Raw genomic sequence first — 20,644 nt, 5'->3', positions numbered from 1 at the left:
AAGAAGCTTTATACTTCCCAATCACTGCGATGATTCACATTTATAAAAGTGGGATCTTCTGCTGAAAAAGGCACGCGAAGGACGTTTGTCTGATTCAACAATTGCGTAAGCCTTCCTTCACCTTGTGTAACGAGTTGTTCAATAAGAGGAAGCGTTCTACGGTGATAGAGTGCTAGAAGCGGGTGAATGTGATCAGGCTGAACAGGAAGAACAATGTCAGGTGAGTCCGTTTGGGTCAGTGTGATCATGTGATGAACAAACTCAGCATTAATAAAAGGAATATCGCAAGAAAGAATAAAGAACCATTCAGCGCAGCAATCGATCGCAGTTAAAGCGTGATGAATTGCATACAAAGGACCTTGATACGGGCATTTTTCAACTGCAAATGCAACATCCTTTCTTTGAAAATAAGGGAGTAAATCTTGGTTGGTAGACACAAGTATAGGTGTGACGTGATTTTCTTTTAATGCATCTATACTATATTCGTAAAATGATTTCTTGTTATAGGTTTCAAACATTTTTGGTTTACCGTAGCGAGAAGATTTTCCTCCTGCTAATACAATGCCTGCAATGGACATTTATTAAATACCTCCATCAAAATATATTTGTATATTTATGCAAAAAAGTCTCTGTAAAGCAGCGTAGCTTTATGTGTATAATAGCATGTTTCTAAAGAAATATCTTTGACGAAGGAATAGATAGTGAAGTCAGAGATTGAATGAGAAAGGGAGAGAAAAGAGTGACAGAACGTTATTCACGTCAGCAGCTTTTCCAGCCCATTGGAAACAAAGGGCTGCAGCAAATTAGAAGTAAGCATGTTTTAGTTGTAGGTGCAGGGGCTCTAGGCAGCGCTAGCGCAGAAGCCCTTGTGCGTGCTGGAATTGGAAAATTGACTCTTGTAGATCGTGATTATGTAGAATGGAGTAATCTACAGCGTCAGCAGCTTTATACAGAACAAGATGCGCAAAACAAACTACCTAAAGCTGTAGCAGCAAAAAATCGTTTGCGTCAAATAAACACGGAAGTGAAGATTGAAGCGCTGGTGATGGATGCTCAGCCTGCTAATTTAGAAAGTATCGTCCAAACAGCCGATGTGATCATCGATGCGACAGACAACTTCGACATCCGTTTTATTTTAAATGATTTGTCACATAAGTATGAAGTTCCTTGGATATACGGCTCATGTGTAGGGAGTTATGGCGCCACTTATACTGTTATCCCAAATGTAACCCCTTGTCTGCACTGCATATTGAAAAAAGTGCCTGTCGGAGGAGCAACCTGTGAGACAGCAGGAATTATTAGTCCCGCTGTTCAAATTGTGGCAGCCTATCAAATAACCGAAGCATTAAAAATTTTAGTCGAAGATGTTGAAGCTTTGCGCCACACATTTCTAACCTTTGATGCCTGGAATAATCAGCATGCTGAATTTAAGACGGGCAAAATGAAAAGTGATAAATGTTCTTCTTGCGGATCAACCCAAACTTATCCGTACTTAGCGTATGAAAATCAGCTTAAAACAGACGTTCTGTGCGGCAGAGAGACGGTTCAAATCAGGCCCTCGCAGCGCCATTTGTACAACTTCGATGAATTGGAAAAACGGTTAAAAAAACAGGGGAAAGTGGACCGCAATCCATATCTTCTGTCATGTCAGCTTCCAGAGCAGCGCTTTGTAATTTTTCAAGATGGCCGTGTATTTATTCATGGAACGAATGATATTCAATTTGCGAGAAGCTTATATTATCGTTTACTAGGATGAGTAAAGGAGTGAAAAGAATGAGAGAAAAGCGAACTCCTATCCCTGTCGGAGAATGCGTTGGACGAGTGATGCAGTATGCAAAAAACGGAAAGCAAGAAATCATTGCGCTTGAAGAAGCTCACGGCAGATTTTTAGCTGAAGATTTAATAGCAGATCATGACATTCCTGCTTTTGATCGTTCTCCATATGATGGTTTTGCCATTCGGTCGCAAGATACGAAAGAGGCATCATCACTTCATCCAGTAGAACTGGCTGTTCGAGGAGAAATAGGAGCGGGTTCTATTTTTGAACATACAGTCAGCGCGATGCAGGCTGTGCGTATTATGACAGGAGCTCCTATTCCCAAAGGCTGCGATGCGGTTGCCATGCTTGAAGTAACAAAAGAATATACGAAAGACAATCAGCCGATCGTTCAAATCAAGCGTTCGTTTAACAGCGGAGATAACATTTCTTTTCAAGGAGAAGAAACAACAAAAGGAACTGTGTTAGCTTCGAAAGGAACGTATATCACTCCGGGAGTAGCTGCTCTTTTAGCCACATTTGGCTATAGTAACGTAGCTGTCTTCAAAAAACCTGTAGTTGGATTACTTGCAACTGGAAGTGAACTAGTGGAAGTGAGTGATCCTGTTGAACGGGGCAAAATTCGTAATAGCAATACTCATATGCTGCGTGCGCAAATTGAAAAAGCTGGAGGCGAAGTGAACTATTTTGGTATCATGCCCGATGATTTAAGTGAGTGCTACAATGCGGTAAAATCTGCACTATCAGAAGTGGACATGCTGATTACAACGGGCGGCGTTTCAGTAGGAGACTATGATTATCTACCAGATGTTTATAAGCAATTACAAGCCGAAGTTCTTTTTAATAAAATAGCGATGAGGCCAGGCAGTGTAACAACGGTTGCTCGTATGGAAGAAAAGCTTTTATTTGGCCTCTCGGGAAATCCTACAGCGTGCTATGTCGGTTTTGAACTTCTGGCTCGTCCGGTAATCAGTACATATGCGGGTAAGAGCGCCCCTCATCTTCGGAAAGAAAAAGCTTTGTTAGGAAAAGACTTTTTAAAGCCAAATCCTTTTATGCGATTTGTATCTGGCAGGCTTTCATACAGGGAAGGACAGCTCATTGCTTCTCCATTAAGCTTTACAAAATCTAGTGCTGTTTCTTCTTTAGCTCATGCAGATACATTAATTATATTTCCTGGAGGGACGAGAGGATACAAAGAAGGAATGCTGGTTGACGTCTTATTGCTAGATGACGTGCGGGGAAGTGAATGGCCTTGGTAGCTTGTTGTACCGTTTTACAAGTAGTTGGATTTCAAAACAGCGGAAAAACTACTTTAGTGGAAAAGCTCATTAAAAGAGCGAAGCAATTCAATCTATGTGTAGGTTCTATTAAGCATCATGGACACGGCGGACCTCCAGATAGCAGCAGTGAGCTAAAAGACAGTCATCGCCACCAGCAAGCAGGTGCCGATGTGGCAGGTGTAGAGGGAGGTGGAATCCTTCAGCTTACGGCAGTTAGTAAAGACTGGAGCCTAAAAAAGCTGATTGATTTTTATCAATTTTTCTCGCCAGATGTCATTTTTGTTGAAGGATATAAAAAAGAATCCTATCCAAAAGCAGTCTTGATTCGAAGTGAAGAAGATCTTGTTCTGCTTTCCTCTCTAACCAATATTATATGCGTGATTAGTCACGTTCCGCTAAAAAAAGAAGTGCAGGGAGCATATCCAATATTTCACTTACAAGAAGACGAACTTTATCTTAATTTTTTATTGAAAGAAGTGGGGGAAAGAAGATGAACCAGCACTTATTTGAAGTAGTAAATCAGCCAATTGCCGTAGATGAAATAATTAAAAAAGTTTCTAGAAGAGACGCGGGAGCTATTACGACATTTATTGGAACGGTAAGAGAATTTACAAAAGGCAAGAAGACGCTCTCTCTTGAATATCAAGCCTATGTGCCAATGGCAGTGAAAATGCTTAGCCAAATTGGTGACGAAATTCAGGAAAAGTGGCCCGATGCTTTGACAGCTATTACTCATCGAATCGGGAAGCTTGATATAACAGAAGTCGCAGTAGTTATTGCCGTTTCTTCTCCGCATCGCAAAACAGCTTATGAAGCAAACGAGTATGCTATTGAACGTATTAAGCAAATTGTGCCAATTTGGAAAAAGGAATTTTGGGAAGACGGAACAAAATGGATTGGAGATCAGTTAGAAACGAAAGAATATCCTGAAGGAAAGCCAATGAAGGAGATGTAAAAATGATTAACGTCTTATTTTTCGCTGCTATACGTGAAGAGGCTGGAGTGGAACAAGTAACAGTTGATAAGCAAGATATAACAGTGAAGGAATTAAAGGAATATGTGCAAAAAACGTATAAGTTGTCCTCTCTGAAGCAAACGATGACCGCAGTCAACGAAGAGTTTGTAACAGATGAAGAAACCATTGGAACGGGAGATACCGTCGCATTTATTCCGCCCGTTAGTGGAGGATAAAAAAAGGTGCTGAATACACAGCACCTTTTTTTATTATCTAAATTGAGCTACTTTTTCGATTGGTAAACGTACAGACGGGTAACCGCTATTTGCTGCTTTGCCGATTGAAAGTAACATAACCGGCGCATAGCGCTCTTTGTCTAAACCGAATGCTTCGGCAATTTGATCTTTTTCATAACCGCCAATAGCGTTTGTATCATAACCGTGAGCACGTGCAGCAAGCATTAACTGCATAGATACTAAACCGCCGTCAATTAATACTGTTTCTTTATTTAATTCTTCAGAAGCAGCTGCGTAGTGCGCTTTGATTTTAGGAATTTGCATATCTCTAATTTCTTGTGGCATATAGCCTAGTTCAACAGCTTTATCGTAAATTTCATCTAAATTTTCTTCACTTTTTAAATCGCCGAAAATCGCAATAACAGCTGCTGATGTTTCTACTTGTGATTGATTAAATTTAGCAAGCGGAGCTAATGTTGCCTTTCCTTCAGGGCTATCAATTACTAGAAAGCGCCAAGGCTGTGCATTAACAGAAGATGGAGCTAGCGTCGCTTCGGTTAAAATTTCTTTCATTTCTTCACGGCTGATTTTGACAGATGGGTCGTAATAACGAATAGATCTGCGCCCTGTAATAATATCTTGGAAATCATTGTTTAGTGTTTTTGTTTGCGTCATGATGAACTCTCCTTTATGTTAAAAATGTTATGACCGTTCAATGGCCGAAATGTTTACTTTTAAACGCTCAAGCATTTTGGAAAGCAGGAGCTGTTCTTCTTCGCTGAAATCTTTAAATGCTTCATCAATAAAGCGAGCTTTTTCGTTTCGAAATGCACCGATTTTTTCATGTCCGCTTTTCGTAAGCTTTACAAATGTTACGCGGTTGTCATCAGGGTTTTTACGGCGTGATACAACATCTCTTTCTTCGAGCTGCTTTAAATGCCTTGTAATTGCAGCATTGTCAATGTTTACTTGCTGTTGAAGCGCCTTTTGACTCATTTCACCTGTTTCATAAAGCTGATGTAAAATATCAAGACGTGATTGGCTAACACCGGTACAATGCTCAAACTTTTGATTAATTTGTTTATTAACTTCTTGCAGAGCATACAGAACATTTGCTTTTTCAGAACATGAATGTGACAAGAAAGTCGCTCCCTTTTTCTATGATATTTATTGATGAATTAATATTTGATACATCAATGTTTGATACATCAACTAATATAAAATAAATAAAAGTGAAAGTCAAGAAAGTGAACTTTGTTTTTTAAAAATAATAAAAAAGAGGCTGAGACGTAACGAAATGAATCCCATTCAAAGGTGAACAATCTGGCCTGCTTGCTCGACCGCAGTTGATTTCCGTGCAAGGCTTCGCTTTCCGCGAGCGGCCGCTGAGCCTCCTCGTCGCTTGCGCTCCTGCGGGGTTCTCACCTGTTCCACTGTTCCCGCAAGAGTCTTCGCCTTGCCCTCCAATCAACTGCTGGAAGGAACGAAACAGATAAAATCTACGTTCACCATAACAAAAAAAACGAACCACTAATCAAACAGTTTGATTAGTGGTTCGTTTTTCATTTCAGCTAAACTATTTTTGCCTCAGCCTCTTTAAGCTGAATGATTTTTTTTGCTAATTTGTTCATGCGTATAGGAAGATAGAAACGGAATACGCTTGATAATCAAATCGTGAATCCAGAATAATCGCTGAATAAGAGGAGTTGTTTTAGCTGAAACGTATATAATAAAGCATCCGATAGCTCCCGCAATCACCATGCCTCCAAGTACATCTGCTGGATAGTGAACGCCTACGTAAATACGTGAAAGGCCAGAAATGACAGCCCATATAAAAATGATGCTTCTCCATTTGTTTTTTCGTAACCACATGATCCAAGCAGCAGAAAAGACTAAAATCGAATGATCACTCACAAAAGATGAATTAGCCGGGTGCGGAATCAGCTTATGAACGTGATGAGTCACAAACGGACGCGGGTGGTAATACACCAGGTGAATGACCTCATTGATACATAGAGAAAGTACAATTGTAAACAACATGTATAAAGCCGTATAACGGTGATAAATTGTTCTTTCTGTTTTTCCGCTAAACCAAAGCAAAAGCAAACAAGCCATTATAAAATAAGGAACGCTATTCGTGATGATAATCATTACAGAATCCATTGCGCTGGATTCACCAGCAAACGAGTTAATCCATTGAAATACTTCGTAATTGAGGTTCATTTGTTTTCTCCTTATGCAGTACTTTTCACTCTTAGTTTAGATTGACACTCTAAAAAAACGATGAATTTCACATTAAAAATCAATTAAAATCCGAAATTTAAGGGTATTTAATGATATAAAAAGGAGAGGAAGAAACTGCTTTTAGAATAGGAGATGAAACAGTTGAAAAAGGTTTTATTTTTACCTCTTCTAAAAATGCCTTCTGGCCATCATCAAGTGGCAGAGGCGTTAATGGATATATTGGAAAGAAGAACAACAAATATTTGTTATAAAAAAATAGATTTATTAAGCTATACAAACGAACTATTAGAAAAAGTGGTCACAGGCACATATTTGAAATGGATTCGTTATGCTCCAGAAACGTACAATATGGCATACAAACATCTCTTTTATGAACCGCCTGTTCATTCATTCAAATGGTATCATCACGTATTCGCAAAAAAAATGGAGCACTTAGTTAAAGAAGAAAATCCGGATTTAATTATATGCACACATGGGTTTCCTTCTTATTTGCTCAGTCAATTAAAAGCAAAAGGCAAGTGCGATGTACCTATTATAAATGTCTACACGGATTTCTTTATTAATAATTTATGGGGAAAAGAAGAGATTGATTTTCACTTTCTCCCTAGTGAAGAAGTAAAAAAAGGACTTCGTGCTCAAAGTGAAATTCCACTTCAAAATATGATGGTCACAGGAATACCGGTACATGAAGAAATAACAAAAACAAGAACATTTAAGCATCCTGGTAATCGAAATATTTTAATTGCTGGAGGCAGCAGCGGTTTAGGCAATATTATGGATTTCTACAATGATTTAAAAGATGCGAGCCATTTTCATTACTTTGTCTTATGCGGCAAAAATCAAAAGCTATATGAAGAAATCAAGGGATGGGAATTACAGCACGTTACACCGATTCCGTACATTTCATCACGCACAGAAATGAATGAACTGTATGAACAAGTGGATGCTATTGTAACAAAGCCAGGTGGTATCACGGTCAGTGAAGCTCTTCGCAAGAATTTACCGATTTTTGTTCATTCTGCTTTACCAGGTCAAGAAGAAGTGAATTTACGCTATTTAACAGAACGAAACTTAGTTCAAGAACTAAAGGCAGATCAATCGTTAGAAAGTCAGCTGCAGGCAGTGCTGCAGGATGCTGATAAAATGAGCACATTATATAACGCGATTGCTGCTTACCATAAAGAAATCGAAGCACAAACGCCTGAAGAACTTTTAGCAGTAGTCAATTGGATTTTAGGCGAAAAGCAAACGATTGGTCTTCATGCGTAAAACATTCATGTTTACAAACAATAAGGATAAGCTAAAAGACAAGTATGTTGAAAAAGTAGGGTTTAGATAAAAAAACAAACATCTTTTGAAAAAGGTGTTGTTTTTTTATCTAAAGAAGCTATTCTTTCACTTAAGACATTTGGTGAGAGGTGTATAACATGAAAGAGAAAATTTTAATTGTGGAAGATGAAGCGCAAATTGCGAAAGTGTTAAAGATTGAATTGGAATTTGAAGATTATGAAGTAGATGTTGAGTACGACGGGAAAGCGGGGTTAGAGACGGCAACATCCGCTCAATATGACCTCATTTTGCTAGACGTGATGCTTCCAAGTCTGAGTGGTATTGAGGTGTTAAGAAGACTTCGGAAAGCGGAAGTATTTACGCCAGTTATTTTATTAACTGCCAGAAATACGACGCTGGATAAGGTAATGGGCTTAGACCAAGGGGCTAATGATTATGTTACAAAACCGTTTGAAATTGAAGAACTGTTAGCACGGGTTCGCTCTTGTATTCGCTATCGTTCGCTCGTAGAAGCATCAGGAACGAAAGAAGCTGAAGCGGAGCTCTTAACGATAAGTGATTTGACCATTAATCTTGAAACAAGGGAAGTCCTAAGAGACAATGAATCCATTACGTTGACACCGAAAGAGTATGATTTAGTCGTGTATTTGCTTACGAATAAAAATAAAATTGTCACGAGAGAAGGAATTCTCACAAACGTTTGGGGCTATGAATATGAAGGAGAAACGAACGTAATTGATGTATATATTCGCCACTTAAGAAAAAAAGTAGATGAAGGTTTTTCTACTTCTCTCATTCATACGGTGCGGGGCGTAGGATATATGATGAAAGAGGAGAAACATGAAGATCACGACGAAGATTAATTTACTGACAACAGCATGGCTAGTGGTTATTTTATTAATCATGAACATCGTTGTTTTTTTCTCCTTTACTAAATCTACCGTGAATATGGAACAGGACATTTTATTCGAAAAAGCACGCGAGATTATTCAAAAAGGTCAGCAAGATCATTCCGTGGAGCTCTCGCCGGAGTTACTAAAATTTTATTTGACCAACCATTCATTTATCCGAACAGTCTCAGAAAATTCTACAGTCATTAACCAGGTATCAAATGACCCTCATCTGGTGAAAATTAAGCCCGAATTTTCAAAGAAAAAAAAGGTGAAACTTCGCAAAATCAGAGAAAAGCAAGTATTGGTTATTCGCATGCCTGTCAAAGTCAATAATCAAGTCGTTGAAACGCTTGAGATTGGTGAGCTCCTGACTGGTTTTGAAACCCGTAAAGATATTTTGCTATCAATTTTGATTTTTTGTTCGCTTGTGTCCATTTTACTGTCTCTTTTAGGAGGAAGATGGTTATCACGCGTCATTATGCATCCTATTAAAAATATGGTCACAACGATGAAAGAGATCGAAGAGAGCGGTGTTCCTAAAAAAGTCCTCATTCAAACCGAAACGAGAGATGAACTGCAGGGGATGACCGTTACCTTTAATCATATGATTGACCGCTTACGAGAAAATATTGAAAAGCAAAATCAGTTTGTTTCCGATGCTTCTCATGAATTAAAAACCCCTCTAACCGTTATTCGCAGTTATTCTAATTTATTAAGAAGAAGAGGGATTAAAAATGAAGAAATTACGCTCGATGCGATCGACACTATCTATGCCGAAGCAACCAAAATGCAAAAAATGATTGAAACGCTGCTTGATCTGGCAAGTGTGGAAAAAGAACAAACGCTTGATCTGAAGCAAACAGATCTTGTTCTTATTTTTGAACAAATCGTTAAGCAGCTGCAGCAGGTATACAAAAGAGAATTAGTTCTTCATTATGATCAAACGCCCATTATGATTGAAGTGGATGAACTAAAAATGAAGCAAGTATTGATTATTTTGCTTGATAATGCAATTAAATACAGTACGGATAAAATTGAAGTGACCGTTGAAAAAAAGCAGGAAGATGTCATTATCAAAGTAAAAGACTATGGAATTGGCATTCCAAAAGAAGATCTTGCACATATTTTTGAACGTTTCTATCGAGTCGATAAAGCCAGAAGCAGAGCTACGGGAGGAACGGGGCTTGGACTGTCGATTGCACAAACTATTGTCCGTCAGCATAAAGGCGAGATTTTTATTAAAAGTGAAGAAGAACAAGGGACGGAAGTTGTGATTCACCTTCCCGTTTCATCTACAAACTGAGAAAGCCGCCGTTAGGCGGCTTTTGTGTGATTATGATGCTGATTTTTGTTTTCTTACTCTTAATTTTTTTAACTCCGTTTGGAAGAATAGATACAGTGATGCAACTGTAAATACACTAAATCCAATTATTTCAAGGGGTTCTCCACCAGCTTCAAATAGCTTAACCAAGCCTTCACCGCATAACTCTCCTCCAATAAAAATAAGGAAAACACCAAGCGCTTTAAAAATAATCCACAGGTTCAGCTTAATAGCTGTTTTGAACAGAATGTATGTAATAACGATGGCCAGCAAAATGCCACTTATACTGCCGAATACAATAGAAGAGGCGTGTTGATTCACTTGTGTCAGATTAAAAATAATTAGTTCTGTTCCTTCACGAAAGACAGATAAAAAGGCTAAAACGATTAATCCCCATTTGGAAGAGCTTCTGGAAATTTTTGATGTAACCGAAGATGTCATTTCTTTGCTCCGATGCAACCACAGAATAAAGTAAGCGATAAGACCTGCAGCTAAAAGCATCATGACTCCTTCAAAAATTTCTTCTGACTCTTCTTCTAACTCTCTCGCCTCATTAAAGCCAATAAAGCCAAATACTAAGCTGAAAATAAGGCCAGCAGCAGCGCCAATGAAGACGGAATACTTTAAGTCTTTTCGGCCAATTTTTGTAACATGAGCTAAAATAATTCCAATAATAAGTGACGCTTCTAAACCTTCACGAAGCGACAAAGCCAAACTCGACCACATAAAAAGCTCCCCTTACTTTAAATGATAGTAATAATTAAATTCTCTCTAATTTTAATGATAATGATTATCGTTGTCAATTTGTTTTTTTGCTCTTTAATAAAAATCTAATATAGGATTTTTCAGACTAAAGTATGAAGGTATTTCATTATAAAGTCGTTCGAAACGCACGAAAAAAGCGAATAAAATAAGAGTATGAACAATCAGTGGAGGTTTTAGTATGAGTTATACTCTTTTTATAAAAGCAAATGACAGATCGGCAAGTGAAGCGGTTAGCATGAAATTATATGATGCATTTTTAAAAAGCTATCAACAATCGCATCAAGATGAAGAAATAATAGAGCTAAATTTGTTTAAAGAAGAACTTCCTTATTTAGGTGCCGACATGATAAACGGTCAGTTTAAATTAGCAAGAGGGCTAGAAGTGACGGCAGCGGAAAACAAAGCAGCAGAAACTGCTAATTCCTACTTAGAACAATTTGTGAGAGCAGATAAAATTGTTATTGCCTTTCCGCTTTGGAATTTTACTGTGCCAGCCGTGCTTCATACGTACCTTGATTATTTAAATCAAGCAGGCAAAACGTTTAAGTATACGCCCGAAGGTCCGGTGGGATTACTAGGCGATAAAAAAGTGATGTTATTAAACGCGCGAGGCGGAGTGTATTCAGAAGGTCCAGCAGCTGAGGTCGAAATGGCCGTTAAATATGTCAGCAGCGTACTTCAATTCTTTGGAATCACGGATGTGAACTCTGTTATTATTGAGGGACATAATCAGTTTCCAGATCGTGGGCAAGAAATTATTGAAAGTGGTCTAGAACAAGCAGCACAAGCAGCCAAAACATTTTAAATCATATTCGTAAAAGAAGACGGGACAACAGTATTTTAGGTGAAGGTATATCCGAACGATGAATCGTTCGGATTTTTTGATGTTATGGTAAGCGTAGGTTTCATGCATGTAGTAGCTTCTAGATGTTGATTGGAGGGCAAGGCGAAGACTCCTGCCGGAAAAGCGGAACAGGTGAGACACCGCAGGAGCGCAAGTGAAGAGGAGGCTCAGCGGTCGCCCGCGGAAAGCAACAGCGGTGTCACAAGCGGTCCATACCAGCGCCTTTATCCCATTTGTCCTTATTTAGATTAAATTGATTTATTATGTGTCCATCTTTTCTTTATATTTTTACTGTATATCCTAAAAAATAATAGGTAAAATGAATAAAAAATATAAAAGATATTCGCCTTATCTATAGGAGGAGCAGAGATGGATATTCGTCAGCTTAATTATTTTTTAGAAGTCGCTAAATTAAGGAGCTTTACTAAAGCATCTCAAAGTCTCCATATTTCACAGCCGACCTTGAGCAAAATGGTGAAAAACTTAGAAGAAGAATTGGAAGTAGAATTAATTGATCGGTCCGCAAGACAGATTGATTTAACGGATGCCGGGGAAGTGGTGTATGCGCAAGGACAAAAAGTCATGACATCCATTGATGAGCTATCGACTTATTTATATGATGTGATGAATCTGAAGAAAGGAATGATTAAAATTGGAATTCCTCCATTGATTGGAGTTCTGTTCTTTCCAAAGATTATCAAAGGGTTTCAGCAGCTTTATCCAGATATTACGATTAAACTTATTGAATACGGAGCCAATCGTGTTCAAAAAGCAGTAGAAAAAGGAGAGTTAGACTTAGGTGTAGCGGTGCTTCCGGTAAATGAACATCTTTTTGATATTAATCCTTTTATCTCTGAAAAAATGCTTTTATATGTTCACCATTCCCATCCTTTAGCCTCTAAAACTCATGTGGAAATTAATGAATTGGCCCAAGAGAAATTTATTTTATTTAATGAAGATTTTACGCTTCACGACCGGCTTATTCATGCATGTCAACAAGCAGGATTTGAACCTAACGTAGCTTACGAGAGCTCTCAATGGGATTTTATTGGTGAAATGATTGCCGAAAACTTAGGAGTATCTATCTTTCCACAGTCCATTGCGGCAAAAGTAGATTCCTCTATTGTAAAAGCAGTTCCTATTACTAACCCTTCAATTTCATGGGATTTAGGATTGATTTTAAAAAAAGATAAGTATATTTCATATGCCTCTAAGCAATTTCTTCACTATATGAATGAACAGCATTCTGCTTTATATAGATAAAATGCATATGTTGTATTGAATATATGTATTTTACGAAAGAGAGAACGTGCGTTAAAGTAGATAGTGTAGAAAACATACAAGAAAACAAACATTGATTCCGCGCGGTGTCAGTAAAAAATACGGAGGTTGATTTTACATGGCACAAGATAGTTATCAAAAAGGTTTAGATAAATTAATGGAATATACATTAACGAGTAACGATGATATTTCAACTCATTTAAAAATTACAGAAGACTTAAAAGACCTAGCTCCTGACGTTGGGAAATATATTATTGAATTTGCCTATGGAGACATTTATTCACGGCCGGGTCTAACCAATAAGCAACGAGCATTAGTTACCATTTCATCATTAGTCACTCAGGGTACAGAGCCTCAGCTTGAGCTGCATTTAAATACAGGTTTAACAGCTGGACTAGAGCCGAAGGAGATTGTGGAGAGCATTATTCAATTAATCCCATACACAGGCTTCCCTCGCGTGTTAAATGCTTTAAGCGTAGCCAAGAAAGTATTCGCTCAGCGTGACGTGGAAGTAGAGGCAGATGAAAAAGAGCTGGTAGAAAATAAATAATAAGCACAACAAAGACGCTCTAAAAGAGCGTCTTTGTTTATACGAGCTGCTTTTGTTTGGTTTCTTTTCCTAGAAAAACAACCGAACCAACACCGATTAAAATAGCTCCACAAAAGATTGAGAACGTAACGGTTAAAGACGTACCTTGCGTTGACATATATCCAACTAACAGCGGCCCTAAAATTCCTCCAATTCGTCCAAAAGAAGCAGCCATTCCAGCTCCTGTGCCTCGGATAGATGTCGGATATTGCTCAGGTGTATACGCGTATAAAGCACCCCAAGCACCTAAGTTGAAGAAAGACAACAGCATACCTGCTGTTAGCAGCAGCCAAAGTGACTCCGCATTTCCGAAGATATATGCGCTGGCAGCCGTACCTAACAGATATGTGACCAATACGAATTTTCGGCCCATGCGTTCAATAAACCAAGCAGCCGTATAATAGCCAGGCAGTTGAGCTAATGTCATAATCAATACGTATTCAAAGCTTTTGATCAAGCTAAAACCTTTAATGACCATGACGCTAGGTAGCCATAAAAACATGCCGTAATATGAAAATACAACGCAAAACCACAGAACCCAGAGCATAATGGTAGATTGACGATAAGGCTTAGACCACACGCTTCTTACATTGTCCGCAATCGACGGTTTCTTTTCTTTTGTCGCTTCCACAAACTGAGGAGAATCGGGCAGTTTAATGCGCAAATAAATGGCATAAAACGCTGGAATAGCCGTTAGGATAAGCGCTAGCTGCCACCCGTAAGCTGGGATTACAAAATAAGAAATAAGCGCTGCCAGTAGCCAACCGAACGCCCAAAAACTTTCTAACAGCACGACCACTTTACCGCGTTTTTCCGGCGCCACGGTCTCAGAAACAAGTGTAGAAGCAACAGGCAGCTCTCCTCCTAAACCCATTCCAATTAAAAATCGAAATACTAAAAAAGCAGCAAGGGTAGTAGTAAGAGCCGAAAGGCCGCTTGCCACTGAAAAAAGAACAAGAGTTACAATAAAAACAGTTTTTCGCCCAATTCGATCAGCCAGTAACCCAAACACCAAAGCTCCAACCGCCATTCCGATCGAGTTAACGCTGCCTATCCAACTCATTTCAGTAGGGGAAAGTCCCCATTCAGCGTGAAGAGCTGCAATGATAAAAGACAAAATGCCAACATCCATTGCATCAAAGAGCCACCCGAGCCCTGCGATGCCAAGAAGCTGACGTTCTGATAATTGTTTTGTTTTCATGTCTTCCTCCTAGAAGCAAAGAATTTTGCTTTAAGTTTACACCTGTCTTGACATAATGTCACGTCTATTTTAAAGAAAAAATTCAAACGGAAAAGCTCTATACCTACTGGTATAGAACTAATTTTATTCTCACATTTTATCGTAAAGCATTTTTCCAGGCCACGTATACGCCATATGACCGCCGTCTACAGTAATGCAATCACCTGTCACATATGAGCTGTCATCAGATGCTAAAAATAATACAGCACCGGCTACTTCTTCCGGTTTTCCTAGACGCCCCATCGGATCGACCCATTCATATGCTTTTCTGAATTTTTTTCCTTCTTCAGCGCCTGATAAATCATCAAGAAGAGGTGTTTCGATTGTTCCAGGAGCAATTGAGTTAACGCGAATACCTTCACGAGCGTAGTCAATTGCCATGGTTCTTGTTAGGTTGGTAATAGCACCTTTCGCCGCGTTATAGCCAGAACGATCTAAGTCTGCTGCCAGTCCGGACACAGATGAATTATTAATAATCGATCCGCCATTTTCTAACATCAGCGGAATAACGTATTTGCTTACAAGAAACGTTCCGCGTAAATCTACCGACATTAAGCGATCCCAAAGTTCTACTGGATATTCGTGAAGCTTGCCGCCTTCTGTGTCTGTACCGGCATTATTAAAAAGAATGTCCACTTTACCAAATTTCTTTTCAATTTCTGCTGTCAATTCTTTTACTTTTTCTTCTTCAGCTACATCGATATAGTAGGCGTAGGCTTCACCGCCAGCATCTTTAATTTCTTGTGCTACTTTTTTCACACCGTCTAAATTAATATCGGCACAAATAACAACCGCGCCTTCTTTCGCGAAGCGCTCAGCGGTTGCTTTTCCTATGCCAGAGCTTGACCCTGTAATAACAGCAATTTTTGATTCTAAACGTCCCAATTGTATCCCTCCGAAAAAATAAATATATAAGTATGTATGTTCATGTACCCATCTATTATTTTGATAAAACGTCGCTAGTTTATACGTATGTGAATAAGAATAAAGAGGGGCAGCGAAAATAAATCCATTGTATAATGAACAGCAGTATGTTAGAAAAAATGAGGTGTTTGCATGAAAGCAATCATAAAAAGTTTTATTAATGGGCTCTTAACGATTGTTCCTATTATCCTCGTTATTTATATTTTGGTAAGAGTGTTTAATTTTTTAGACAGCATTTTAGGAAACGTATTGAAGCCCTACATGAAGCAGGATTATATACCGGGGGTTGGGATCTTAGCGACTCTTGTCTTAATTACGTTCTTAGGATGGTTATCAACTCGTTTTTTTGCAGGGAAAATCATTAACTTAATTGACCGGTTGTTAGAAAGAATACCGCTTGTTAAAACGCTATATATCGTCATTAAAGATACGCTTCAATCTTTTCTTGGAGAAAAAAAGTCCTTTTCAAAAGTAGTTTTAGTGATGATGCCCGGCACGTCAATGAAAGTCATAGGGTTTGTGACCTCTGAAGAAGTAGAAGAGGTGATTCACTCGTTAAAAGACCACGTAGCCGTCTATGTTCCGCAAACTTTTCAAGTAGCTGGTTTTACTTTTTTGATTCCAAAAGAAGAAATTGAATGGTTAGATATTAAGCCGGAAGAAGCAATGAAGTTCGTGTTATCTGGGGGAGTATCTAGTTCAAAAGCAGAAAAATAACAGAAGGCTTGTTGAAGCCTTCTGTTATTTTTGTTGGAGTAAGGCTGTTAAAAGATTAAGCGGTTCTTCCAACGGTTTAAGTTCCGTTAAATTTCCAACCATGCCTTTTACAATAGCAGCGGTAGGCTTATCTTTTTTTAGCTCCGTTTGTAAAATGTGAAAGCTGTCTGCGTGTTCATCAGAAATATGATCGCTGGTGTCTAGCAGATGTTTAATTTCCTCAAGAGCTTGTTTTACCTGCTCATTTTTACTGAGAAAAGTCGTTCTTTCCTTTCCATATATATCTTCACCAAAAGAAGCAGGAATAAGGGGACGAGGTTTTCTAGCTAATAAATCTTCTACTAATACATCAACTCGATCCATTATGTACTGTGCTACTTCTTTAAATGTAAGTTCGAATTGATTGAAGATAATAATTTCTAAAAAGGAATGATGAATACCTTCAATCATTTTCGTTAAATCCGAGATATAAGGAGTTACGTCTTCTCCGTATACGCTAACGAGGCTTTTGCGATGAAAGTAAAACGTTTCTCGCTGCATTTTATGAACAAAGGTCTCCACTTCTTTGTTAAATGGAATAGATTTTTCACGAATTTGCATGATAATAAAATCTCTGTGCTCCGTAATAAATTCATAGAAATAGATGAGCTGATTCATATAGCGGCTGCGGGCATCGTTTACTTCCTCGTCGAGAGCATAAACAGAGCTAAACAGCTTTTCATAGTAAAAGTTTAGAATTGATAATAAAAGTGCATCCTTAGATTTGAAGTGCAGGTAAAATGCACCTTTTGAAATGTTGCATTCATCTACAATTTCTTGCACAGAGGTAGCATTAAATCCTTTTTTTGCAAAAAGCTTAATCGAAGCTTCAATTATTCTCTTTTCTTTTTCTTTCATGTATTCTACCTCCTTTATTGAACAATTTAGCCATTCATTTCGTTAGATAATAGTATCATACACTAAAAAAGATAAAGGTATATATCAAAGTTAAAACCGGGAGTCAGTTCCTTTAAAAAACGATTTATCGTAAATATGTCTTTATTATGAACATGTTAGGAGAAAGCCTGCTTAGGGTTGACACTGACCGGTTAGTCATTTATATTTTAAGTTGTTGTGACCGATCAGTCAATTTTATTAGTATACATATATTTGAAGGAGGATATGCATTGGGGAAGTTTATTAAATTTTCATTGAAAAATAAATTTGCAGTATGGCTGTTAACACTCTTTGTCATTATTGCAGGGCTGTATTCAGGGTTTAATATGAAGCTAGAGACCATTCCTGATATTTCAACGCCTGTTGTAACAGTCAGTGCAACTTATCCGGGAGCCACTCCGGAACAAGTGGCAGATAAGGTGAGTAAGCCGATTGAACAAAAGCTTCAGGGACTGAGCGGCGTTGACACAGTTAGCTCATCTTCTTATGAAAATATGGCTACTATTCAAGTTGAATATAGCTTTAGTAAAGATATGGAGAAGGCAGAAGACGAAGTTAGACGAGCTCTTTCAAACGTAGATCTGCCAGATGATGTAGAGGAACCAAATGTTTCAAGACAAAGCATTAGTGATTTTCCGATTATTTCATTAAGCGTTTCAGATGATAAAAAATCATTAGAAGAATTAACGAAGTATGTAAAAAATACTGTTGTTCCACAAGTTGAAAAAGTGCAGGGGATTTCTTCGGTCAGCGTGTCAGGAGAACAAGTTGAAGAAGCAGAACTTGTATTCAAACAAGACAAGCTCAAGCAGCTGGGACTCAATGAAGATACGGTGAAAAAGCTTATCCAAGCATCTGATGCAAAAGTGCCGGCTGGTACGTATACGATGGATGGATCTCAAAAATCTGTTGTGGTAGACGGAAAGATGACAACAGAAAAAGATTTGGAAAACTTAGAGATTCCAGCTGTGCCTAGTCAAGGAGCTGCTCGAGATCAGCAACAAGGAATGAGCCAGCAGCAGACACAAGGAGCCGTTCAGCAGGCGCCGTCCGCAGCTTCTATTCCCACTGTGAAATTAAAAGAAATTGCGGATATTAAAGTGACGGGGAAAGCAGAATCTATTTCTCGCACGAATGGAAAACCTTCAATTGCTGTACAAGTTGTCAAAGCGAAGGATGCGAACACAGTAAATGTTGTAAATGATATTAAAGAAAAAATGAATAGCCTAGAAAAGAAAAACAAAGACCTTCATGTTGACAATATTTTTGATCAAGGTAAACCGATTGAAGATTCTGTTCATACGATGCTAAATAAAGCTATTATCGGTGCGGTCTTTGCGGTTATTATTATTCTTTTATTTTTACGTGATATTCGTTCAACGATTATTGCCGTTATTTCGATTCCGCTTTCGTTATTAATCGCCATTTTAGCGCTCAAATCAATGGATATCTCTTTAAATATTATGACGCTCGGAGCGATGACTGTAGCCATTGGAAGGGTTGTAGATGATTCCATTGTCGTTATTGAAAATATTTACCGCCGCATGGCTTATCAGGAAGAAAAGCTTAAAGGAAAAGATTTAATTGTCGCGGCAACGAAAGAGATGTTTGTTCCAATTTTCTCTTCTACAATCGTAACCGTGGCCGTATTCTTACCGTTAGGTCTAGTAGAAGGACCGGTAGGAGAGCTATTCTTACCGTTTGCGTTAACCGTTGTTTTTGCACTGTTAGCATCACTGCTAGTAGCGGTAACACTCGTGCCAATGCTTGCTCATTCGTTATTTAAAACAAATGTAAAAGTAAAAGAAGAAAAACCAAGCAAACTAGCGCACGGATATAAGCGAATTTTGAACTGGACGCTAAACCATAAGCTTATTTCCTTTGGGTTAGCCGTACTACTGTTAGTAGGAAGTTTATTCTTAGTTCCTTCTATTGGCGTGAGCTTCTTATCATCCGATCAAGAAAAAACGCTGACGCTTACGTATACACCGAAAGCCGGACAGTCTCAAAGCGACGTAGAAAAAGCAGCAAATCGCGCAGAAGCGTACTTGATGAAGCGAGATGGTGTCAAAACGGTTCAGTATTCGTTCGGTGAAGGTAACTCTTTTAATCCGGGAAGCAAAAATAACGTTTTAACATTTGTGCAATATGACGAGGATACACAAAACTTTGATAAAGAGCAGGATAAAGTATTAAAAGCTCTTAATAAACAAGCGAATCAAGGTGAATGGGGCTCAATGAATACGGCGTCTAGCGGTAGCAATAATTCATTAAACGTCCTTATTTACGGAGATAGCTTAGATGAAATCAAACCTTATGCTGATAAAGTTCAGCATGTTTTAGACAAGCATAAAGAACTGAAAAATGTCGATTCTACGCTTTCAGATACGTTTGATGAATATACGCTAGTACCGAATCAAAAGAAAGCCGCTAAACTGGGCTTGTCTGCTAGTCAAATCGGCATGCAAATTTCGAACCTTGGCCAGCGTGAAGTATTAACGACTATCCAAAAAGATGGAAACGAAATTAACGTATACCGTCCAAAAGAAAAAGAGGATTTCTCTACTTTTACCGAACTTTCAAGCACAAAAGTGACCTCTCAAACTGGACAGGAAGTTACATTAAATGAAGTTGTCGATATTAAAAAAGGTAAAACATCGAATACGGTAACTCGCCGTGATAATAAAATTTATGCAGAGGTAAGTGCCGATATTAAGAGTGACGATGTAGGCGGCGTTTCTTCTAACGTTCAAAAAGAAGTGAAGAAAATTGATTTGCCAAGTGATATGGATATTAACTTTGGCGGAGCATCAGAGCAAATTAATGACTCATTTAGTCAATTAGGAATTGCTATGCTCGCAGCCATCGGTATCGTGTACTTCGTACTAGTACTGACATTTGGTGGAGGGCTAGCACCGTTTGCTATCTTATTCTCACTTCCATTTACACTTATTGGTGCACTAGTGGCGCTGTTAATATCTGGAGAAACAATCAGCATTTCTTCGATGATTGGAGCTCTTATGCTGATTGGAATTGTGGTAACCAATGCAATTGTTCTGATTGACCGCGTGATTCATAAAGAGCAAGAGGGTCTGTCGACGCGTGAAGCGTTACTAGAAGCTGGAATGACCCGTCTTCGCCCGATCTTAATGACAGCTATTGCAACGATTGGTGCACTGCTTCCATTAGCGTTTGGATTTGAAGGTGGAGGCCTTATTTCAAAAGGGCTAGGGGTTACGGTAATCGGAGGACTAACAAGTTCTACGCTGCTTACGCTCATTATCGTTCCAATTGTCTATGAGTTTTTTATGAAGTTTAAGCGCAAAAAAGTAAAAAAGTAGAAGCAAAA

General features: G+C 38.5%; 21 protein-coding genes. 13 read left to right on the top strand and 8 right to left on the bottom strand.

Annotated features, from left to right (window positions below; all coding sequences use genetic code 11):
- Nucleotides 1-8: 8 nt before the first annotated feature.
- On the bottom strand, nucleotides 9-578 hold the full coding sequence (gene mobA, locus ACFX4W_RS17170; RefSeq protein ID WP_377559825.1) for a molybdenum cofactor guanylyltransferase: 570 nt from the start codon (nucleotides 576-578) through the stop codon (nucleotides 9-11).
- A 161-nt stretch (nucleotides 579-739) separates the two neighbouring features.
- Here mobA and ACFX4W_RS17165 point away from each other — a divergent pair, with 161 nt between their 5' ends.
- The 5 genes from ACFX4W_RS17165 to moaD are packed head-to-tail and all read left to right on the top strand — an operon-like array spanning nucleotide 740 to nucleotide 4,251.
- Nucleotides 740-1,756, top strand: coding sequence for a molybdopterin-synthase adenylyltransferase MoeB (locus ACFX4W_RS17165; protein WP_162215078.1), 1,017 nt, complete (start codon nucleotides 740-742; stop codon nucleotides 1,754-1,756).
- 17 nt (nucleotides 1,757-1,773) lie between these two features.
- On the top strand, nucleotides 1,774-3,039 hold the full coding sequence (locus ACFX4W_RS17160) for a molybdopterin molybdotransferase MoeA (RefSeq protein WP_377559823.1): 1,266 nt from the start codon (nucleotides 1,774-1,776) through the stop codon (nucleotides 3,037-3,039).
- Nucleotides 3,027-3,554, top strand: a complete 528-nt coding sequence (mobB, locus tag ACFX4W_RS17155) for a molybdopterin-guanine dinucleotide biosynthesis protein B (protein WP_162215076.1) — start codon at nucleotides 3,027-3,029, stop codon at nucleotides 3,552-3,554. Before ACFX4W_RS17160 ends, mobB begins: the two co-directional genes overlap by 13 nt.
- Nucleotides 3,551-4,015: a molybdenum cofactor biosynthesis protein MoaE gene (locus ACFX4W_RS17150; protein WP_013059682.1), complete on the top strand. Its 465-nt coding sequence runs from the start codon at nucleotides 3,551-3,553 to the stop codon at nucleotides 4,013-4,015. The genes mobB and ACFX4W_RS17150 overlap by 4 nt, the downstream gene beginning before the upstream one ends.
- Nucleotides 4,016-4,017: 2 nt before the next feature.
- The gene (gene moaD, locus ACFX4W_RS17145) at nucleotides 4,018-4,251 is read left to right on the top strand and encodes a molybdopterin converting factor subunit 1 (RefSeq protein ID WP_013085372.1); all 234 of its coding nucleotides are present in this window, start codon (nucleotides 4,018-4,020) and stop codon (nucleotides 4,249-4,251) included.
- 33 nt (nucleotides 4,252-4,284) lie between these two features.
- On the opposite strand, the gene ACFX4W_RS17140 is transcribed toward moaD, so the two are convergent.
- From ACFX4W_RS17140 to ACFX4W_RS17130, 3 genes are all read right to left on the bottom strand, one after another.
- Entirely contained in the window at nucleotides 4,285-4,926 is a 642-nt protein-coding gene (locus ACFX4W_RS17140; protein WP_013059680.1) for a nitroreductase family protein, read from the bottom strand.
- Nucleotides 4,927-4,953: 27 nt separating this feature from the next.
- A complete protein-coding gene (locus tag ACFX4W_RS17135; RefSeq protein WP_013085370.1) occupies nucleotides 4,954-5,391 on the bottom strand; it encodes a MarR family winged helix-turn-helix transcriptional regulator in 438 nt (145 codons plus the stop codon).
- Between the two features lie 456 nt (nucleotides 5,392-5,847).
- Entirely contained in the window at nucleotides 5,848-6,474 is a 627-nt protein-coding gene (locus ACFX4W_RS17130; protein WP_043977288.1) for an undecaprenyl-diphosphatase, read from the bottom strand.
- 162 nt (nucleotides 6,475-6,636) lie between these two features.
- Between ACFX4W_RS17130 and ACFX4W_RS17125 the strand changes: the two genes are divergently transcribed.
- From ACFX4W_RS17125 to ACFX4W_RS17115, 3 genes are all read left to right on the top strand, one after another.
- A complete protein-coding gene (locus tag ACFX4W_RS17125) occupies nucleotides 6,637-7,764 on the top strand; it encodes an MGDG synthase family glycosyltransferase (protein WP_034648446.1) in 1,128 nt (375 codons plus the stop codon).
- A 158-nt stretch (nucleotides 7,765-7,922) separates the two neighbouring features.
- Nucleotides 7,923-8,648 (top strand): response regulator transcription factor, encoded by a 726-nt coding sequence (locus ACFX4W_RS17120; RefSeq protein WP_162215074.1) that lies wholly within the window; start codon nucleotides 7,923-7,925, stop codon nucleotides 8,646-8,648.
- Entirely contained in the window at nucleotides 8,626-9,981 is a 1,356-nt protein-coding gene (locus ACFX4W_RS17115) for a sensor histidine kinase (protein WP_097824871.1), read from the top strand. Before ACFX4W_RS17120 ends, ACFX4W_RS17115 begins: the two co-directional genes overlap by 23 nt.
- A 30-nt stretch (nucleotides 9,982-10,011) precedes the next feature.
- Here the strand turns inward: ACFX4W_RS17115 and ACFX4W_RS17110 are convergent, their stop codons facing one another.
- Nucleotides 10,012-10,725, bottom strand: a complete 714-nt coding sequence (locus tag ACFX4W_RS17110) for an FTR1 family iron permease (RefSeq protein ID WP_043977283.1) — start codon at nucleotides 10,723-10,725, stop codon at nucleotides 10,012-10,014.
- A 217-nt stretch (nucleotides 10,726-10,942) separates the two neighbouring features.
- Here ACFX4W_RS17110 and ACFX4W_RS17105 point away from each other — a divergent pair, with 217 nt between their 5' ends.
- The 3 genes from ACFX4W_RS17105 (at nucleotide 10,943) to ACFX4W_RS17095 (ending at nucleotide 13,439) form a co-directional block, all read left to right on the top strand.
- Nucleotides 10,943-11,569 carry an FMN-dependent NADH-azoreductase gene (locus tag ACFX4W_RS17105; protein WP_043977282.1) on the top strand — a complete coding sequence of 209 codons (627 nt, stop codon included), beginning with the start codon at nucleotides 10,943-10,945 and terminating at the stop codon, nucleotides 11,567-11,569.
- A 408-nt stretch (nucleotides 11,570-11,977) separates the two neighbouring features.
- A complete protein-coding gene (locus ACFX4W_RS17100; protein ID WP_162215073.1) occupies nucleotides 11,978-12,871 on the top strand; it encodes a LysR substrate-binding domain-containing protein in 894 nt (297 codons plus the stop codon).
- 136 nt (nucleotides 12,872-13,007) lie between these two features.
- Nucleotides 13,008-13,439: a carboxymuconolactone decarboxylase family protein gene (locus tag ACFX4W_RS17095; protein ID WP_016765843.1), complete on the top strand. Its 432-nt coding sequence runs from the start codon at nucleotides 13,008-13,010 to the stop codon at nucleotides 13,437-13,439.
- 37 nt (nucleotides 13,440-13,476) lie between these two features.
- Here ACFX4W_RS17095 and ACFX4W_RS17090 read toward each other — a convergent pair whose 3' ends face one another.
- A complete protein-coding gene (locus ACFX4W_RS17090; RefSeq protein ID WP_162215072.1) occupies nucleotides 13,477-14,679 on the bottom strand; it encodes an MFS transporter in 1,203 nt (400 codons plus the stop codon).
- A gap of 129 nt (nucleotides 14,680-14,808) precedes the next feature.
- The gene (locus ACFX4W_RS17085) at nucleotides 14,809-15,603 is read right to left on the bottom strand and encodes an SDR family oxidoreductase (protein ID WP_322552531.1); all 795 of its coding nucleotides are present in this window, start codon (nucleotides 15,601-15,603) and stop codon (nucleotides 14,809-14,811) included.
- A 171-nt stretch (nucleotides 15,604-15,774) separates the two neighbouring features.
- Between ACFX4W_RS17085 and ACFX4W_RS17080 the strand changes: the two genes are divergently transcribed.
- Nucleotides 15,775-16,359 (top strand): DUF502 domain-containing protein, encoded by a 585-nt coding sequence (locus ACFX4W_RS17080; RefSeq protein WP_043977273.1) that lies wholly within the window; start codon nucleotides 15,775-15,777, stop codon nucleotides 16,357-16,359.
- Between the two features lie 24 nt (nucleotides 16,360-16,383).
- On the opposite strand, the gene ACFX4W_RS17075 is transcribed toward ACFX4W_RS17080, so the two are convergent.
- Nucleotides 16,384-17,256 (bottom strand): TetR/AcrR family transcriptional regulator, encoded by an 873-nt coding sequence (locus ACFX4W_RS17075; protein WP_013085359.1) that lies wholly within the window; start codon nucleotides 17,254-17,256, stop codon nucleotides 16,384-16,386.
- 269 nt (nucleotides 17,257-17,525) lie between these two features.
- On the opposite strand from ACFX4W_RS17075, the gene ACFX4W_RS17070 reads away from it, so the two are divergent.
- Nucleotides 17,526-20,636: an efflux RND transporter permease subunit gene (locus ACFX4W_RS17070; protein ID WP_377559816.1), complete on the top strand. Its 3,111-nt coding sequence runs from the start codon at nucleotides 17,526-17,528 to the stop codon at nucleotides 20,634-20,636.
- Nucleotides 20,637-20,644 lie beyond the last annotated feature (8 nt).

The organism is Priestia sp. YIM B13489 (genome assembly GCF_042787645.1).
Taxonomy (GTDB): Bacteria; Bacillota; Bacilli; order Bacillales; family Bacillaceae_H; genus Priestia; species Priestia megaterium.
Note: the sequence above shows the minus strand (reverse complement) of the source record. Positions and strands in the feature narration are given on the sequence as shown.

Excerpts from the sequence above, each read along its gene's own strand:
- mobA (WP_377559825.1), bottom strand. The coding sequence starts at position 578 with ATGTCCATTGCAGGCATTGTATTAGCAGGAGGAAAATCTTCTCGCTAC.
- ACFX4W_RS17160 (WP_377559823.1), top strand. The coding sequence starts at position 1,774 with ATGAGAGAAAAGCGAACTCCTATCCCTGTCGGAGAATGCGTTGGACGA.
- mobB (WP_162215076.1), top strand. The coding sequence starts at position 3,027 with ATGGCCTTGGTAGCTTGTTGTACCGTTTTACAAGTAGTTGGATTTCAA.
- ACFX4W_RS17150 (WP_013059682.1), top strand. The coding sequence starts at position 3,551 with ATGAACCAGCACTTATTTGAAGTAGTAAATCAGCCAATTGCCGTAGAT.
- moaD (WP_013085372.1), top strand. The coding sequence starts at position 4,018 with ATGATTAACGTCTTATTTTTCGCTGCTATACGTGAAGAGGCTGGAGTG.
- ACFX4W_RS17140 (WP_013059680.1), bottom strand. The coding sequence starts at position 4,926 with ATGACGCAAACAAAAACACTAAACAATGATTTCCAAGATATTATTACA.
- ACFX4W_RS17130 (WP_043977288.1), bottom strand. The coding sequence starts at position 6,474 with ATGAACCTCAATTACGAAGTATTTCAATGGATTAACTCGTTTGCTGGT.
- ACFX4W_RS17120 (WP_162215074.1), top strand. The coding sequence starts at position 7,923 with ATGAAAGAGAAAATTTTAATTGTGGAAGATGAAGCGCAAATTGCGAAA.
- ACFX4W_RS17115 (WP_097824871.1), top strand. The coding sequence starts at position 8,626 with ATGAAGATCACGACGAAGATTAATTTACTGACAACAGCATGGCTAGTG.
- ACFX4W_RS17110 (WP_043977283.1), bottom strand. The coding sequence starts at position 10,725 with ATGTGGTCGAGTTTGGCTTTGTCGCTTCGTGAAGGTTTAGAAGCGTCA.
- ACFX4W_RS17105 (WP_043977282.1), top strand. The coding sequence starts at position 10,943 with ATGAGTTATACTCTTTTTATAAAAGCAAATGACAGATCGGCAAGTGAA.
- ACFX4W_RS17100 (WP_162215073.1), top strand. The coding sequence starts at position 11,978 with ATGGATATTCGTCAGCTTAATTATTTTTTAGAAGTCGCTAAATTAAGG.
- ACFX4W_RS17095 (WP_016765843.1), top strand. The coding sequence starts at position 13,008 with ATGGCACAAGATAGTTATCAAAAAGGTTTAGATAAATTAATGGAATAT.
- ACFX4W_RS17090 (WP_162215072.1), bottom strand. The coding sequence starts at position 14,679 with ATGAAAACAAAACAATTATCAGAACGTCAGCTTCTTGGCATCGCAGGG.
- ACFX4W_RS17080 (WP_043977273.1), top strand. The coding sequence starts at position 15,775 with ATGAAAGCAATCATAAAAAGTTTTATTAATGGGCTCTTAACGATTGTT.
- ACFX4W_RS17075 (WP_013085359.1), bottom strand. The coding sequence starts at position 17,256 with ATGAAAGAAAAAGAAAAGAGAATAATTGAAGCTTCGATTAAGCTTTTT.